The organism is Pseudomonas abietaniphila, assembly GCF_900100795.1.
Lineage (GTDB): Bacteria > Pseudomonadota > Gammaproteobacteria > Pseudomonadales > Pseudomonadaceae > Aquipseudomonas > Aquipseudomonas abietaniphila.
Window position 1 is genome coordinate 155,199 of record NZ_FNCO01000011.1, and the last position, 16,756, is coordinate 171,954.

General features: G+C 60.8%; 15 protein-coding genes. 9 read left to right on the top strand and 6 right to left on the bottom strand.

Annotated elements, in window-relative coordinates; translation table 11 throughout:
* Positions 1–2: 2 nt before the first annotated feature.
* The 3 genes from BLS87_RS21000 to BLS87_RS21010 all read right to left on the bottom strand — a co-directional run bounded on the left by BLS87_RS21000 (position 3) and on the right by BLS87_RS21010 (position 2,502).
* Positions 3–491, bottom strand: a complete 489-nt coding sequence (locus BLS87_RS21000; protein WP_074755213.1) for a (2Fe-2S)-binding protein — start codon at positions 489–491, stop codon at positions 3–5.
* A 287-nt stretch (positions 492–778) separates the two neighbouring features.
* Positions 779–1,237, bottom strand: a complete 459-nt coding sequence (locus BLS87_RS21005; RefSeq protein WP_074755215.1) for a MarR family winged helix-turn-helix transcriptional regulator — start codon at positions 1,235–1,237, stop codon at positions 779–781.
* Between the two features lie 215 nt (positions 1,238–1,452).
* Positions 1,453–2,502 (bottom strand): 2,5-dihydroxypyridine 5,6-dioxygenase, encoded by a 1,050-nt coding sequence (locus BLS87_RS21010; protein ID WP_074755217.1) that lies wholly within the window; start codon positions 2,500–2,502, stop codon positions 1,453–1,455.
* Positions 2,503–2,857: 355 nt separating this feature from the next.
* Here BLS87_RS21010 and BLS87_RS21015 point away from each other — a divergent pair, with 355 nt between their 5' ends.
* The 5 genes from BLS87_RS21015 to BLS87_RS21035 all read left to right on the top strand — a co-directional run bounded on the left by BLS87_RS21015 (position 2,858) and on the right by BLS87_RS21035 (position 8,519).
* Complete coding sequence (locus BLS87_RS21015) at positions 2,858–4,024, top strand: FAD-dependent monooxygenase (protein WP_074755219.1); 1,167 nt, start codon at positions 2,858–2,860, stop codon at positions 4,022–4,024.
* A complete protein-coding gene (locus tag BLS87_RS21020; protein WP_074755221.1) occupies positions 4,021–4,839 on the top strand; it encodes an alpha/beta fold hydrolase in 819 nt (272 codons plus the stop codon). The genes BLS87_RS21015 and BLS87_RS21020 overlap by 4 nt, the downstream gene beginning before the upstream one ends.
* 79 nt (positions 4,840–4,918) lie before the next feature.
* On the top strand, positions 4,919–5,551 hold the full coding sequence (locus tag BLS87_RS21025) for an N-carbamoylsarcosine amidohydrolase (protein WP_074755223.1): 633 nt from the start codon (positions 4,919–4,921) through the stop codon (positions 5,549–5,551).
* A gap of 440 nt (positions 5,552–5,991) precedes the next feature.
* The gene (locus BLS87_RS21030; protein ID WP_074755225.1) at positions 5,992–7,305 is read left to right on the top strand and encodes an MFS transporter; all 1,314 of its coding nucleotides are present in this window, start codon (positions 5,992–5,994) and stop codon (positions 7,303–7,305) included.
* Positions 7,306–7,442: 137 nt separating this feature from the next.
* Positions 7,443–8,519, top strand: a complete 1,077-nt coding sequence (locus tag BLS87_RS21035; RefSeq protein ID WP_074755227.1) for a nucleoside hydrolase — start codon at positions 7,443–7,445, stop codon at positions 8,517–8,519.
* 145 nt (positions 8,520–8,664) lie between these two features.
* Here BLS87_RS21035 and BLS87_RS21040 read toward each other — a convergent pair whose 3' ends face one another.
* Entirely contained in the window at positions 8,665–9,636 is a 972-nt protein-coding gene (locus BLS87_RS21040) for an aldo/keto reductase (protein WP_074755229.1), read from the bottom strand.
* Between the two features lie 171 nt (positions 9,637–9,807).
* Between BLS87_RS21040 and BLS87_RS21045 the strand changes: the two genes are divergently transcribed.
* The 3 genes from BLS87_RS21045 (at position 9,808) to BLS87_RS21055 (ending at position 11,804) form a co-directional block, all read left to right on the top strand.
* A complete protein-coding gene (locus tag BLS87_RS21045) occupies positions 9,808–10,143 on the top strand; it encodes a hypothetical protein (RefSeq protein WP_074755231.1) in 336 nt (111 codons plus the stop codon).
* 165 nt (positions 10,144–10,308) lie between these two features.
* Entirely contained in the window at positions 10,309–10,881 is a 573-nt protein-coding gene (locus tag BLS87_RS21050) for a TetR/AcrR family transcriptional regulator (protein WP_074755411.1), read from the top strand.
* A gap of 59 nt (positions 10,882–10,940) precedes the next feature.
* A complete protein-coding gene (locus tag BLS87_RS21055) occupies positions 10,941–11,804 on the top strand; it encodes an SDR family NAD(P)-dependent oxidoreductase (protein WP_074755233.1) in 864 nt (287 codons plus the stop codon).
* A 155-nt stretch (positions 11,805–11,959) separates the two neighbouring features.
* On the opposite strand, the gene BLS87_RS21060 is transcribed toward BLS87_RS21055, so the two are convergent.
* Positions 11,960–12,301, bottom strand: a complete 342-nt coding sequence (locus BLS87_RS21060; RefSeq protein ID WP_074755236.1) for a carboxymuconolactone decarboxylase family protein — start codon at positions 12,299–12,301, stop codon at positions 11,960–11,962.
* A 113-nt stretch (positions 12,302–12,414) separates the two neighbouring features.
* Here BLS87_RS21060 and BLS87_RS21065 point away from each other — a divergent pair, with 113 nt between their 5' ends.
* The gene (locus BLS87_RS21065) at positions 12,415–13,338 is read left to right on the top strand and encodes an AraC family transcriptional regulator (RefSeq protein WP_074755238.1); all 924 of its coding nucleotides are present in this window, start codon (positions 12,415–12,417) and stop codon (positions 13,336–13,338) included.
* 723 nt (positions 13,339–14,061) lie between these two features.
* On the opposite strand, the gene ligD is transcribed toward BLS87_RS21065, so the two are convergent.
* A complete protein-coding gene (gene ligD, locus BLS87_RS21070; RefSeq protein ID WP_074755240.1) occupies positions 14,062–16,731 on the bottom strand; it encodes a DNA ligase D in 2,670 nt (889 codons plus the stop codon).
* Positions 16,732–16,756 lie beyond the last annotated feature (25 nt).

The following is a 16,756-nucleotide window of genomic DNA, read 5'->3' on the forward strand; positions in this document are numbered from 1 at the left end:
GTTCAAAGCGGGTGGCGAGCGGCACGCATGACCGCACGGAGGATTTCGATATGGGTGCCGCAACGGCAGAGGTTGGCCGAGAGTTCGTTGCGGATTTCCGATTCGCTGGGGTGCGGGTTACGGTCGAGCAAAGCTTTGGCCGTCATGATCATGCCGTTCATGCAGTAGCCGCATTGCGCGGCTTGCTCGTCGATGAAGGCCTGCTGCACCGGGTGCGGGCACGCCCGCGAACCGATGCCTTCCAGCGTGGTGATTTCGCGCCCTTCGGCACCGGCCAGAGGAAACACGCAGGCGCGTGCCGCCACCCCGTCAATGATCACCGTGCACGCGCCGCACTCCCCCAACCCGCAACCGTACTTCGGGCCGTTGAGGGCCAGGTCGTTGCGGAAGATCAGCAGCAGCGGCGTGTCTGGCATGGCTGTGACGGACGCGGCCTGACCGTTGACGTTAAGCGTCACGGTCTTTTGCGCCATCACCGGCTGCTCGCTCATATCGCACTCCCCCTGTGTTACTCAGCGCCTCGCGCTTTTGATGAAGTATTCACTTCACAAAAGGAGAGCAGGAAGCGTGCCACTGGAGAAAAGGCTGTAGGACGGAGGGATCTGGCTGTATGGAAATGGAGGTTTTTAATGGAAGAGTTTGAAGGATCCCACGCTCCGTGTGGTCACTCAACTCTGGACGTTTCGCGTCCTCAAACAATGACGCGGAGCGTCAGCACAGGCATGCCCACGCGGAGCGTGGGTACGATCATATCGTGGCGAAAAGGAGACGAACCGGCTTACTCCTCAGGCTCGTCGATCAATTTGCGCAGCAGAAACAGCACCGCCACACGTTCAGCCGGGTTGAGCCTGGCCAGTGTGAGTTCGGATATCTGCGCCGCCCGTGGCACCGTATCCTGCACCAACTGAAGGCCGCTGTCGGTCAGGCTGCAGATGACCTTGCGGCGATCCTCGGGGTCTGGATCGAGGCTGATCAGGTCACGCGCTTTGAGCCGGTCGACGATGCCCCGAATCGTCGCCTGATCCACTGCCGTGGCCTTGACCAGCTCGGTCTGCGAGCTGGGCCCGTGATCGCGCAGCGCACACAACGTCACGAACTGCACCGCCGTGAGCTGCGAATCACCCACGTTCTGCTGAAAGATCGCCAGATGGCGTTGATACGCCTTGCGCAGCAAGTGGCCGACCTGCTCGGAGAAGGTATAGGGCTGATGGTTGTTGGATGAATGATCAGTGGACACGGAGCGCTCGTTCGACAAGGGACGTAAAAGTGGTGGGTACATTAACGGTTGCAAGCTGACAGGGGAATCGTCAGCCCACCGCAGTCCGAACTGTGGGAGCGAATTCATTCGCGAGACGGTGGTACAGCCAACACATCTCCGGCGGCCGTACGGGTGCATCGCGAATGAATTCGTTCCCACAGGTTTGAAACCTGCATTGTCATGGACGGCCCGCTTCAGGCCTTCGACGCCTCGGGCGCAACCACATCGCCGCCCAACACCACGGCCTGATCGTCCAGATAGATGTCGCAATGCCTCAGCGGAATGTCCAGATGGCACGGCGTCTTGCGCGTCCCGCCCACCTCTGTGTTCGGGCCGGTGGAGAACAGGAAGTTGCCATAGAACGCCCGGGCGTCCATGCACATGCCGTCGTTCTTGTCGTGCAGGCCCATGGCGGTCCATTGCGCGCGCGGCTGCAAGCCCCAGCCAATGTGGGAAATGCCGTACACCTCGGGATCATTGAAATACTTCATGTAATCGCGCAGGTACTCAGCCTCGAAGCCGCCCTTGATCCCGGTGATAAAGCCCTTTTCGATCTCCAGAACGATCTGCTCGCGGGAATAGTTCTTGAACGGCAGCACGATGTCGCCGATGTCGATCACCAGCGTGCCTTCTGCCGTTTCTTCGTTTGGCCAGGAGAACAGAAACCCGCTGGGCCAGTGGTCCCAACGGCCCGGTTCGTCGGCGAAACCGTACTCCGTCACCGAAGGGTATTGACCCAGCTGGGCGCGAAAATCACTGCCGGCGCGGGACTTCACATGAATCGAGCGCGCCGATTTCAGCACCTTTTCAGCCGCCAGCACCCGCTCCTTGTCGGCCAGGGTAGGCAGCATGCGCGCCAGCACTTCCGGCGGCTCGACCGCAAGCAGGATGCGCGTACCGGTCTTGAGGATCTGCTCCTGTTCCGGGGAGTGCAGCAGCATCATGGTGTCGACGACCAGGTCCGCCGCCTCCAGCGCGCGCTGGGCCGCGAGGTTGCCGGTCAGCGCGGTGTCGCCGCAGTACGCGGTCATGTCATTGCCCATGGCCTTGGGATGATTGAACGACGGCAATTCCACCGCATAGACCTTGGCGCCCAGACGCTGGGCGGCGTCCATGGCCGCGCGCACGGTGCGCGCATCGGAATAGTGGCTCTTGAGCACTGCAACGCTCTGGGTCGTGTCCACCTTCGACAGTTTCAAGACGTGTTCGAACATCTGGGTCAATTCGCAATCGCTAACGGGCATCTCTTGTCTCCTCGTCACTCGGCTCAGATCAATCACATGGCGCCGAATGCACCATTGAAAGGCATCCCGCATCAGACTAGTGCATTTTTTGAAGCGTACACACTAATTAAACGCGATAAGACATCAATTGAACGCGGTCTGCAATAGACGCGCCACTTCGTTACTTACGCACACACATGGCGTATTTGCTGGGTTACCAAGGGTGACATGCCTGTTTGCGACGTCGCAGGGTATTTTTTGAAATACCAGTTCACATTTCAAAATTTCAGCGTATACACTTTAAAAACGTAATGCGGCGGCCACGATGTTCGCCCCACCACTCATCGAGATTCACGAAACACGAAGGAAGCGCGCCATGCCAACTCATCCCGCTACGCCCAGTTCGCAAACAATCGCCATCGTCGGAGCCGGTCTGGGTGGTGCAGCCGCTGCCACGCTGTTGCAGCAGGCCGGTTTCAAGGTCGATGTCTATGAGCAGGCGCCTGAGTTCTCGCGCATCGGTGCAGGGATCCACATGGGTCCGAACATCATGAAAATCTTTCGGCGCATGGGCATCGAGCAGCAGCTCAGTGACATGGGTTCCCATCCGGATTTCTGGTTCAGCCGTGACGGTGCGACCGGGGACTACATGTCCCGCATCGCACTCGGCGAGTTCTCACGCAAGGAATATGGCGCGGCCTACATCACCGTCCACCGCGGCGACCTGCACGCCTTGCAAATGTCCACCCTCGCGCCGGGCAGCGTGCACTTCAGCAAATGCCTGACCACCCTTGAAGAACGCGACAATGGCGTGCGCCTGAACTTTGCCGACGGCACCCATGCCGACGCGGACATTGTGATCGGCGCCGACGGCATCAACTCGAAGATCCGCGAAGAGCTGCTCGGTCATGAAAAACCGCTGTACAGCGGCTGGGTCGCACACCGCGCGCTGATTCGCAGCGACGTGCTGACCAAATACAACCTGAATTTCGAGAACTGCGTGAAGTGGTGGAGCGAGGACCGTCACATGATGGTCTATCACACCACCGGCAAGCGCGATGAGTACTACTACGTCACCGGCGTTCCGCACCCGGCATGGGATTTCGACGGCAACTTCGTCGACAGCAGTCAGGCGGAAATGTATGAAGCCTTCGCCGACTATCACCCGACCGTGCAGGCGCTGATCGAATCGACCGAGAGCGTGACCAAGTGGCCGCTGCTCAACCGCAACCCGCTGCCGCTGTGGAGCCGTGGCCGTCTGGTACTGCTGGGCGATGCCTGCCACCCGATGAAACCCCACATGGCGCAAGGCGCCGGCATGGCCATCGAAGACGCCGCGATGCTGACACGCTGCCTGCAGGAAACCGGGCTCACCGATTACCGCACCGCCTTCGAGCTGTATGAAGCCAACCGCAAGGAGCGCGCCTCCCGGGTTCAGGCGGTTTCTAATGCCAACACCTGGCTTCGCACCCAGGAAGACCCCGCGTGGGTCTATGGGTACGACCTGTATGGCCAGGAACTGAAATCGGGGGCCATCGCATGAGCACATTCATTCAGGGCGGTAACGTTCAAGCCAACGGTATCCGGCAGCACTATCTGCGCTACGGCGGTACACGGCACGCCGACAAGCCGGCACTGATCCTGATCCCTGGCATCACCAGCCCGGCGATCACCTGGGGTTTCGTGGCCGAGCGACTGGGTCAGTACTTTGATACGTATGTGATCGATGCCCGAGGTCGTGGTCTGTCTTCCAGCGGCCCGGAGCTGAATTACAGCGTCGACACCTGCGCCGATGACATCAGCGCGTTTGCCGACGCCATGGGGCTCGACAGTTATCACTTGGTCGGCCACTCCATGGGCGCACGATTCGCGGCGCGGACCTCCGTGCGCAATCCCCGTGGCCTGAAGAGCCTGGTGCTGATCGATCCGCCCGTCTCAGGGCCAGGTCGTCGTGAATACCCCTCGAAACTGCCGTGGTACGTGGATTCCATTCGTCAGTCTCAAACCGGCATGAGCGCCGAAGACATGCGTGTCTTCTGCCCGACCTGGACCGACGAACAATTGCAATTGCGCGCCGAATGGCTGCACACCTGCTACGAGCCGGCCATCGTGCGTGCCTTCAACGACTTCCACGAGGTGGATTTCCATCAGGACCTGCCGAACCTGCCCGTCCCTGCCCTGCTCATCGTGGCCGGCCGTGGCGGCGTGATTCAGGCCGAGGACGAAGCGGAAATCCGCCAATTGCAACCCGCGATCCTGATCGCCCGCGTGGAAAACGCCGGGCACATGATCCCGTGGGACAACCTGCCGGGGTTCTTTGCGGCGTTTGGTGATTTTTTGGGCACGACATTGCGCTAGCGACGTCGCTCATCTGGCGCTGAACGTTATGTAGGAGCGTGTTTGCCGCCAACCACTCAAGTTGCAAAAGGAGAACGGAATGAGTGAACAGCAAAGCGCCGACGCCAACTATCAGGGCGTCTGGGGCAATCGCATTGGCTTCGGTCAGAAACCGGCCTTGCTGATGATCGACTTCATGCAGGGTTACACCCAACCCGGCGCACCGCTGTTTGCACCGGGCGTGGTCAGCGCCGTGGCCGAGAGCGTCGAGCTGCTCGCCAGCGCGCGGCAACACGGCATTGCGGTGGTGCACACCAACATCCGCTATCACCCTGGGCATTTTGCCGATGGCGGCATGTGGGTGAAGAAAGCACCGGTGATGAACGACATGGTCGAGGGCAACCCGCTGGCGGCGTTCTGCGAAGAAGTGCTGCCGCTGCCGGAAGAAGTGGTGATCAGCAAGCAATACGCCAGCTCGTTCTTCGGCACGTCACTCGCCTCGATGCTGCACGCCATGGGCATCGATACCGTGGTCCTGGCCGGCTGCTCGACAAGCGGCTGTATCCGGGCGACGGCGGTAGACGCCGTGCAGCACGGGTTCCGGACCATCGTGGTGCGTGAATGTGTCGGCGACCGCCACCCCGATCCGCACGAGGCCAACCTGTTCGACATCGACAGCAAATACGGGGACGTGGTGAGCAAGCAGGAGGCTATTAACCAGTTCAAGAAATGACCTGAGACGACCGCGCCCTGTCAGGCCAACACGAAACCTGTGGGAGCGAATTTATTCGCGAGACGTGGGTACATTCGGCACACATTTGTCGCCTGACCCAACGCATCGCGAATGAATTCGCTCCCACAGCAGATCGGTAGCCGAAAGGAGCATGCAACAAACGCTTCACCGGCAGAAACGGACATTCCGCCGTCAGAACCAGGCCACAGAGCACTGGTCGCGCAGGTTAATCGCGCACTCACTGGACACCGTTTCGCCATGGACCGGCGAAGCGACGCCCAGTCTTCTGACACTGCCTTTGGAAGCCGCCACCCGGTGCTTGCCAAAGTACTGGATGTGCGGCAAACAAAAACCACAACAGGCCGTATGAGAACGCAGCAAACGCAGGCAAGATCTGCCGCGACTGTGCTCATCGGTCGAAGAACCGCCAGGAGACACCCATGCCCTCTGCGAATGTAGAAACCGCCGCGACCGTTGTCGCGGACCCGATCAAAGCGCTGTACCACAAGATCACCTGGAAGCTCATTCCGTTCCTGTGTTTCTGCTACCTGGCCGCGTACCTTGACCGCATCAACATCGGCTTTGCCAAGCTGCAGATGCTCGATCAGCTGCACTTCAGCGAAACCGCCTTCGGCCTGGGTGCCGGGTTGTTTTTCGTCGGCTATATCCTGTTCGAAGTGCCGAGCAACCTGGTGCTGGAAAAAGTCGGTGCGAAGATCTGGATCGCCCGGATCATGATCACCTGGGGCCTGCTCTCGGCCTGCACGCTGTTCGTCAGCACGCCGATGCAGTTCTACATCCTGCGCTTCTTTCTGGGCGCCGCCGAAGCAGGCTTTCTGCCGGGCGTGCTGTTCTACCTGACCACCTGGTTCCCGACCTACCGTCGCGGCCGCATCATTGCGCTGTTCATGATCGGTCTGCCGCTGTCGAGCGTCATCGGCGGTCCACTGTCCGGCTGGATCATGGGGCATTTCGACCAGACGGCGGGGCTGCGCGGCTGGCAGTGGTTGTTCCTGATCGAAGGCGTGCCCAGTGTGCTGCTTGGCGTACTGACCTTCTGGGCCCTGCCGAACGCACCGAAAGATGCGAAATGGCTGAACGCTTCCGAGCAGACGCTGCTGGAGGGCGAGCTGCGTCTGGACGATGCCGAAGGCAAAGACAGCAAGCACAGCTTCCGTGACGGCTTTTTCAACCTGAAGGTGTGGATGCTCGGCGGTATCGACTTCTCGATCCTGCTCAGCGCCTACGCCATGGGCTTCTGGATGCCGACCTTCATCAAGAATGCCGGGGTGACCGACACCTTCCACATCGGGATTCTGACCGCGCTGCCCAGCGTGGCCGCGCTGATCGGCATGCTGATGATCGGCGCCAGCTCCGACCGCCGCCGCGAGCGCCGCTGGCACATCATCGTGCCGTTCTGGATCGGTGCGGTGGCCATGGCCGCCAGCCCATTCTTCACCCATAACGTGGTCGCGACCGTGGCGTTGTTCGCTGTCGCGTCGGCGGCAATCATCGGCGCAGTGCCCGTGTTCTTCAGCCTGCCAGCGACGTTCCTGAAGGGCCGCGCGGCCGCCACCGGCTTCGCCCTGGCGTGCTCGCTGGCCAACATCGCCGGGCTGGTCAGCAACTCGATGATGGGCATCGCGATCGACGTCACCGGCAGCAGCGCAGGCGCGCTGTGGTTCTTCGCCGGTTGCCTGATTCTCAGCAGCCTGCTGGTCGTGGCGCTGCCGGCGAAGCTGGTGAACAGATAATCGACACCAACCCTGTAGGAGCGCGCTTGCCCGCGATTGCGGTGTGTCATGCGCATCAATGTCACAGACAGATCCCAATCGCGGGCAAGCGCGCTCCTACAGGGTCTGTATTTCTCCAACAACTGTGGAACACGACCATGCAGGCGTTAATCAAAAGCTGTGCCCTGGCCTTGACCCTCGGGCTGTCCGCAACCTCACTGCAGGCGGCGGAAAAGGTGATCTTCGATACCGACTTCAACGTGCTCAACGATGACGGTCAGGCCTTCATCATGCTCGCGCAGCTGCATGCGCAAAAACGCATCGACCTGCTGGGCATGACGCTGGTCAGCGGCAATGCCTGGGTCGATCAGGAGCAGGTCGACGCGCTCAAGGCCGTCGAGCGCATGGGCGTGGAGAATGAAATCGGCGTTTACACCGGCGCGGCCTATCCGCTGCTGCACGACTTCGCGTCCTATGAGCAGGAAAAAGCCCTGTTCGGATCCGGCTGGCCGGGCGCGTTCAAGAATCCCCGTCCCACTGCGGCCTCGCAGCTGGTCGCGCCACCGGACGGCTTGGCGACACACACGACACTGCGCAGCGAATCCGCCGTGCAGTTCATTGTCGACAGCGTGAAGAAAAACCCGCACGAGGTGACGATTCTCGCCGTTGGCCCACTGACCAACATTGCACTGGCCATCCGCAGCGCGCCGGAAATCGTGCCGTTGATCAAGCGCATCGTCTACATGGGCGGCGCCATCGAGATTCCTGGCAACACCACGCCCGCCGCGGAATTCAACTGGTGGTTCGACCCGGAGGCGGCAAAAATCGTCCTGCGCTCGCCGATCGAGCACGTGATCTTCCCCAACGACGTCTGCGAGAACGTCATCTTCGACGCGTCGGTGTACAAGCGGATCGTGTCGCAGAAAGGCGTGATCCCTGATCTGTACAAAACAGTGCTCGGGCCTGAGTTCGACAAGGACCCGAACCATCACAGCTTCACGTGGGACAGCCTGCCTGCACTGTTCCTGGTGCACCCGGAACTGGTGACTGAATCGAAAGACCTGTGGGTGGATGTCGACGCCCATTTCGGCCCGGATTACGGCCGTTCGATGGGGTATAAAAAAGGCGCGCCGGTCGGCACGCAGAAGGCCAAGGTGGTGTTCGCGGTGGATCAGCCAAGATTCTGGGACGAGTACGTCAAGCTGGTGACCCTACCGGCGCCGGTTAAACGCTGAGGTATCACTCGCCTTGAGTCACCTGTAGGAGCTGTCGGAGGTTACGACGGTGGCGAATGCGGTCAGCGACATCCATGTCGACCAACGCTCACCTTCGCGAGCACGCTCACTCCTACAGGTAACGGTTGCCAATCTAGACAGCGCATCACCCCACCAACGCAATCAACTGCTGGCGCTGTGCATCGGTCAACAAAGGCCCCATCGCCGCGCCGGCATTTTCCTTCATGTACTTCGGATTGCCCGTCCCCGGAATCGCGCAGGTCACGGCGGGATGCGAAATCAGAAATTTCAGCGCCAATTGCGGCCAGCTCTTCGCTTGCACCTCCCCGGCCCAGCCCGGCAACGGCTTGTCGCGCAGACGCCCGAACAACCCGCCGCCGCCGAACGGCCGATTGCAGATCACCGCGACGCCACGCTCGCGGCAAATCGGCAGCAACCTTGACTCAACCGCCCGGTCATCCAGCGCATAGTTGATCTGCAAGAAATCGAATGCCTCGGCCTTGAGTGCCGCCTCGACCTCGTCATACGCCGACGAGGTGTAATGCGTGATGCCGATGTAGCGAATGCGCCCCTGCTCCTTCCACTCTCGCAGCGTGGGCAGGTGGGTTTTCCAGTCCAGCAGGTTGTGGATCTGCATCAGGTCGATGCGATCGGTTTGCAGCAGACGAAACGAAGCCTCCATCTGCGCAATTCCCTCCGCCCGTCCCCGGGTCCAGACCTTGGTGGCCAGAAACGCGGGAGAGCGCGGCCGATGAATCGACAGCAGCTCGCCGGTGGTCTGCTCGGCGCGACCATACATGGGCGAACTGTCGATCACCGTACCGCCTGCCCGGAACAGCTCGTTGAGCACCTCAGGCAGTAACTTATAGGCGTCGCTGCCAGGCTCGACATCGAAACCGCGATAGGTGCCGACACCGATCATCGGCACGGCCTCGCCACTGGAGGGGATATTTCGGGTCAGCATGTCGGATTCTCCTTGCGGGTCGGACGGCGTGTCAGAACGGGGGTCGGGTGACGGCGAACCCTCACCGGCTGCGGAATCGAACGCCAGCGCAGCCGACACACCGGCGGCCAGCGTGAGTAATCGTCTGCGTGTGAACAGCGCTGACTCGGTCATGGCACATTCCTTTTGCGAACCTCCCGATAAAGAGGAGTCGTCAAACAATAGTTGATCGACCACCCTCGACTCGCGTCGGTTCAACGACCATTTCGTCCGTCTGCGCAAGTTCTCGGGAACGCTCTTCGCTCGACGTACGTCACACGTTAGGCACTGAAAGGAGCGCACGACATGAAGACAGTCATCACACTGCAAGAACTTGCCGACGCAGACCTGCGGCCGTACAAGGAAGTCTGGCTCACAACAGCGCAAGCGTTGGCCGAACGTGGCCACAACGAAGACGAGCTATGCCTCTGGCGCTCGAACGACACGTTCACTCACGACATGCTCAGCGAAGGCACGCACGACCAGAACGTAGCGGGCGTCTGGCTGGTGGTCGACGACATCGACGACCCGGATCAGGTGCTGGAGATTGAAGAAGAGGTGCGCCAGCGCTTGCAGGCGCTAGGGCTGGAGGGCGAGTTCTACCCGGCAGAATCGGGTGACACCCGCGCGTCATTGGGATAACTGTCCCTTCGCCTGCGACCTCTGCGTCTCTGTCGTCGCCCGCCGAGGAGAGGTGCATTAGCATCACGACTACCGCTCGTCAGTCCACCGGTTTCACCCTTGCGACTGGCCAAACCGACCGGTATAAATGAGCACCTACTCACTCATTACAGAATGTTGCCCATCATGGCCCGCCCGAAAAGCGAAGACAAGCGCAACGCCCTGATTGACTCCGCCCTGCGTATTTTCGCCGAGCAGGGTCTGGGCGCGCCGACCTCGAAGATTGCCAAGGGCGCAGGGGTCGCAGAAGGTACGCTTTTCAACTATTTCGAGACCAAGGACGACCTGCTCAATCAACTGTATCTGGAGTTGAAGGCCCAGTTGCGCGACGCCATGGTCCCCGGCTATCCGCGCAATCAGGACCTGAAAACACGTCTGCGTCACGCTTGGCACACCTACGTCGGCTGGGGTGTCGAGAACCCCGAACAACGCAAGGTGATGGCATTGCTGATGATGTCGGACCGCGTCACCGACGCCAGCAAGGCGGCGGGCAGCGAAGCCTTTAGCGACATCAGTCGACACATCCAGGAGGGCGCGGCATCTGGCGCGCTGCGCAATCATCCGCCCGCCTTTACTGCTGCGATCATGCGCTCGCTGGCCGACACCACGATGGACTTCATGAGCAACGAACCCACGCAAGCCGAGCGCTATTGCGAAGCCGGCTTCGAGGCGTATTGGAATGCAATGGCAACGGACTGACTCATTTACCCATTAAATGAGTGACTACTTACTCATATTTATGTTTCAGGAGAATTTCCATGTCCAAAGTCTGGTTGATTACCGGGAGCGCCAGCGGCCTGGGCCGCAACATCGCAGAAGCCGTGCTTGGTTCAGGTGACCGTCTGCTCGCCGCTGCCCGGGATATCCGGCGCCTCGATGATCTGATCGACCGTTACCCTTCGACGGTCTTTCCCTTCGAGCTCGATGTGACCGACGCTCATGCCGCAAACGCTGCGGTTCAGGCGGCGGTTCAGCATTTCGGCCGTCTGGATGTACTGGTCAACAATGCCGGATACGGCCATATGCTGCCCTTCGAACAAATCGAGGCATCGGACTTCCGGCTGGAGTTCGAGACCAACTTTTTCGGTGTCGTGAACCTGTGCCGCGCCGCCGTGCCAGTAATGCGTGAGCAGGGTTCGGGGCACATCATTCAGATCTCGTCGGTCGGCGGTCGTCTCGCCACCTTGGGCATGAGCGCCTACCAGTCAGCGAAATGGGCCGTGGGTGGTTTTTCAGACGTCCTCGCGGCAGAAGTGAAACCGCTGGGCATTCGGGTCACGACCCTCGAGCCAGGCGGCATGCGCACCCACTGGGCAGTGCGTGCCCGTGGCGGAAACGTCAGCATCATGGCGCCCTACCAAGTGAATGTCGGACAGATGCGCGACCGGCTGCGCAACATGGCGGGCAATGAGAACAGTGATCCAGACCGTGTGGCACAGGTGGTGCTGAAGGTCGCCGAACATGAGACGCCGCCGCTGCGTCTGCTATTGGGCAGCGATGCGTTGCACTATCTGACACCAGTGGAAGCCGACCGCGCAGCGGCTGCCGAACGCTGGAAAGCCGTCAGTACGTCGGTCGACTTCAGCGCGACCGCTCCTGTTCCCTCCCTGCCACAGCACTGAGGAAGCAAAAAGCGGCCCGCAATACATCGGGCCGCGTTTGCGAACCACGTGGCAGGTTGCCGATCTGCTTCTGCCAAAGGCCTGGGCCCTTGGCTTGCCAGCGATCAGCCGGGACCTGCAGCAATCCCGGCTGACTCACCTGCTCGGAACTGTACTCACTTCTTCAACGCGTCATACGCTTCCAGCGCGTGCATCGAGTAGATGTACGCGGCACCCGCATTCAGCGAGATCGCAGTGGCCAGGGCAGCTGCCACTTCTTCACGGGTCGCGCCGGCCGCGATGGCGGCTTCGGAGTGGGCGCCGATACAGCCGTCACAACGAGTGGTGATGGCCACGGCCAGGGAAATCAGCTCGCGGGTTTTCGCGTCGAGCACGTTATTTTCTGCGGCGGCATCGCCAAGGGCCATGTAGGCCTTGACCATTTTCGGGTTGGATTTGGACAGCGAACCGAAAGATTGCTTGATGGTGGAAACGAGGTCGGACCAATTGCTGAACATGGTGGTATCTCCTGAGAGCGGCGACTAGACTGCGCCGGGAACACAAACAGTGTCCGCCAAGGGCGTTCGTGTAACTTGCTCGTTTGGCTCATTTCTTTGTCTGAAAGTCGCATATGAACGCCATCGACACGCTCATCACTTTAGCCGACGTCCGCGGAAGCCTTGACCTGCGCTGCCAGTTCCAGGGCGACTGGGCACTGGATCATGATCAGAAAGCCAGCGGCATCGCGCCCTATCACATCGTTCTGGCGGGAGAGTGCCGGATCGAACTGCCGGACGGTCGGCGGTTGAAGCTGGTTGCCGGTGACATCCTGGTGCTGCCCACCGGGGTCAACCATTTGCTCCTCAGTCGCGGGGAACGGGTGTCGCCGTCCCGCCCGCAGAGGGAGGAAGGTGGCTTGTTGACCGTGCAACGGTTCGGCAACGGCAACGGCCAGGAGCTGGACCTGCTCTGCGGGCGGTTTCTCTACCAGCCCGACTCGATGCTGCTCTCGGCCCTGCCTGATCACCTGCTGATTTCCACCGAGTCGCTCAGCGTCGGTGATCCCCTGCCCTCACTCGTTGCGTTGCTGCGCAGCGAGGCCGATGGCAATCAGGCGGGTGGCCAGTTCATGGTCAACGCCTTGACCTCGGCGCTGTTCACCCTCGTGCTGCGCGCCCACCTGCACCAGTCGCCGCAAAGCGAAGGCAGCCTTGCACTGCTGAGCGATAGACGCCTGGGTCGCGCTTGGCAGGCTATGCTCGAAGATCCGGCCCATGACTGGACGGTCGAGGCGCTGGCGGAGCTGGCGAGCATGTCTCGCGCCACTTTCATGCGCGCATTCAGCAAACTCAGCGGCAGCTCGCCCTGGACCTTGCTCACCCAGGTGCGCATGCAACGCGCCTACGGTTTGCTAAGCCGCTCGCAAAGCGGCCTCAGCGACATCGCCGCGCAGGTCGGTTACCAGTCTCAGGCGGCGTTCAGTAAAGTCTTCAAAGACACCTACGGCATGGCGCCGGGACAGTTTCGTCGGAAGCTCGAACCCCCTGTTTCCTGAGACCTTGGGTGGCAGTGAGTCTGTCCTGCGTTGCCTTTGAATGTTGGGGTGAATCAGTGACATTGAGGTTGCCTGAACGACCGCATTCGCCAGCAAGCCGGCTCCTACAGATTAGACATCGACCGCAAATCATCGGAACGACGCAGTACCTGTAGGAGACGTCCGAGGTTACGAGGGCAGCAATGCGGTGGGTCAGGTACATCGACGGTGAATGACACCCCGCATTCGCCAGCAAGCCGGCTCCTACAGATTAGACATCGACCGCAAATCATCGGAACGACGCAGTACCTGTAGGAGACGTCCGAGGTTACGAGGGCAGCGAATGCGGTGGGTCAGTGACATTGAGGTTGCCTGAACGACCGCATTCGCCAGCAAGCCGGCTCCTACAGATTAGATATCGACCGCAAATCACCGGAACGACGCAGTACCTGTAGGAGACGTCCGAGGTTACGAGGGCAGCGAATGCGGTGGGTCAGTGACATTGAGGTTGCCTGAACGACCGCATTCGCCAGCAAGCCGACTCCTACAGAGTAGACATCGACCGCAAATCATCGGAACGACGCACTCCCTGTGGGAGACGTCCGAGGTTACGAGGGTATGGGCCGCACTTCGGACGAATGCGGTGGGTGAGGTACATCGACGGTGAATGACACCCCGCTTTCGCCAGCAAGCCGGATTGTACAGGTCTGATGGCGGCCTCAAATCCCGGGGAAGCGACCGGAATCACGGGGCCTTCACCCCCAACCGTTTCCACATCGGCTTGGTGATGCGCTGAGTGTTTTTATAACCCGCCCACGGATCGGCCTTGAGCTTGCGCAGGCGTTTTTGCAGGTTGCCGATGTTCCATTGCGTCGATGATTTGAGGCTGCTCAGTTCGTCCCGGGTGATTGGCACCGAGACCGGCAGTCCCGGTCTTGCCCGGGCGGAATACGCGGCCACGGTGCTGGCGCCACGGGTGTTGCGCAAGTAGTCGACGAAGATCTTGCCGACTCGGTTCTTCGGGCCGGAAGTCGCGGTAAAGCGTTCCGGCAGTTGGTCCGACAGGAACTGCGCCAGCGCCTTGGCGAAGGCCTTGACCGTGTCCCAGTCGGCCTTGCGCGCCAGTGGCACGATGATGTGCATGCCCTTGCCGCCGCTGGTCTTGAGGTAGGCATCCAGACCCAGCTCATCAAGCACCGACAAGGTCATTTGCGTGGCCTCGATCATGCTGCGCCACGGCAGAGCCTCGTCCGGATCAAGGTCGAGGACGAAGTGATCGGGCAGCTCAATCTTGTCGTACGTCGAGCCCCAGGTGTGCAATTCGATGGTGCCCATCTGGGCCGCGCCGACCAGCGCCTGAACGCTGTCGATCTCCATCAGTCGCGCATGGCCGGGGTCGAGTTTCGGGTCAAGCTGCTTGATGTTCGGGATCGCCAGCCGCTCGGAATGCTTCTGAAAAAACTGCTCGCCCTCGACACCGTCCGGGCAGCGCAGCAAGGCCACCGGACGGTGATCCAGATGCGGCAGGATCCAGTCGGAAATCGATTCGTAGAAATGCGCCAGGTCGATTTTGTGCAGGCCGCTCTGCGTGTCGATCACCCGCTCGGGATGGCTGATCATCACGCCCGCCACTTCAACCTTGTCTTTGCCGGCACGCTTGCTGGCAGGTTTGGGCTTCTCGGTTGTCACTTCGGCAGTCGTGGACGCCTTGGACGCGCGAGCCTTGGTCGCACCGGTTTTAGAGGCGTTCGGCTTGAAGGGTGCCTTGATGTCCACCGGCGACTTGGGGTACTCGTGGACCACTTCGCTGGCAGGCTTGTCGCTGCGCAGCGCGATAAAGGCCGAATGACGAATGATGCCCTCGCGGGTCCACTCCCCGAACTCCACTTCACCGACCAGCGTCGGCTTGATCCAGTGCACGCCTCGGGCCTGAGTGCTGGTGAGTTTTTTCGCCAGCGGCGAGGCATCCTGCGCGAGCGGCTTCATCTGATCGAGCAATTCACCGAGCATCTTCTGATTGAAGCCGGTGCCGACCCGCCCTGCATACACCAGCCCTGCCCCTTCCTCGTTGACCGCTAGCAGCAGCGCGCCAAACCCGCTGCGCGTGCCCTGTGGCTGGGTGAAGCCGACGATGACAAACTCCTGGCGCAGCTTGCACTTGAGCTTGATCCAGTCCGCGCTGCGCCGTGACTGATAGACGCTGCCCGCACGCTTGCCGATGACCCCTTCAAGGGACAACAGACAGGCGCTTTCCACAATGTCGCGATGGCTGGCCGAAAACGCATCGGAGAAACGCAGCAATCGGCTTTTCTTGCCCAACAGCTTTTTGAGGGCCGCACGACGCTCTTCCACCGGTGTGTTGCGCAGGTCTTCGCCATTGAGGAACGGGACGTCGAACAGGTAATAGACGATGTCCTTGCTGCGGCCGATCTCGAACGCATTCTGCAGCGCCTGAAAGTCCGGCAACCCCTCCTCGTTGAGTACCACCATCTCACCGTCGAGCCAGCCGTCGCCCAGTTTCAGGTCCGCGATGGCCTTGGCCTGCAGGGGCAGACGCTCGGTCCAGTCATGGCCGTTACGGGTGATCATCCGGACGTCGCCGTCGAGAATCCGGGTCATGATCCGATAGCCATCGAATTTGATTTCGTACAGCCATTCGCCTTCTGGGGGCGTGGCCATCAGCGTGGCAAGCTGCGGCGAGAGTTTTTCCGGGACCTTGATTTTCTTCGTGGCGGACTGCTTGCCCGCCGCTTTCCCCGACGCCTGACCGACCGAATTTTTTGCAGCGACGGACGCAGACGCCGCCGTCTTGCGCTGGCCGGATCTGGCCGACGCCCGACCTTCGCCCACGGTCGCGCCGCTGACCACGCTCTGCGGCTTGTCTGCGACGATGTCGTACTCGTCCGCCGAACGCACTGCCTCGTCCTTCTCCTTGATCAGCAGCCATTGCTCCTTGTCGCCGCTGCCGGGCAAGTGCGTGCGCACCAACGCCCAGTCGCCGGTGAGCTTTTCGCCGATCAAGGTGAATTTAAGCTTGCCCGCCTTATAGGTTTCCTGTGGATCGCCATGGGGCTGCCAGATCCCCCGGTCCCAGACGATCACGTCTCCGGCCCCGTATTGGCCCTCCGGAATGCTGCCCTCGAAGCTGCCATAGCCCAACGGATGGTCTTCGACATGCACCGCCAGGCGCTTGTTCTTCGGGTCCAGACTCGGGCCTTTGGGCACAGCCCAGCTTTTCAGCGTGCCATCCAGTTCAAGTCGAAAGTCGTAATGCAGGTTGCGCGCATCGTGCTTGTGAATGACAAAGCTCAACGCCTTGTCTTTGTTCCCGCGAGCCCGGCCTGGCGTTTCGGGTGGCTCGGAGGTGATGTCGAAATTGCGCTTACGGGTGTACTCACTCACAGGTTTCGCCATGATCGATTAGACCTCTGCATTGTTC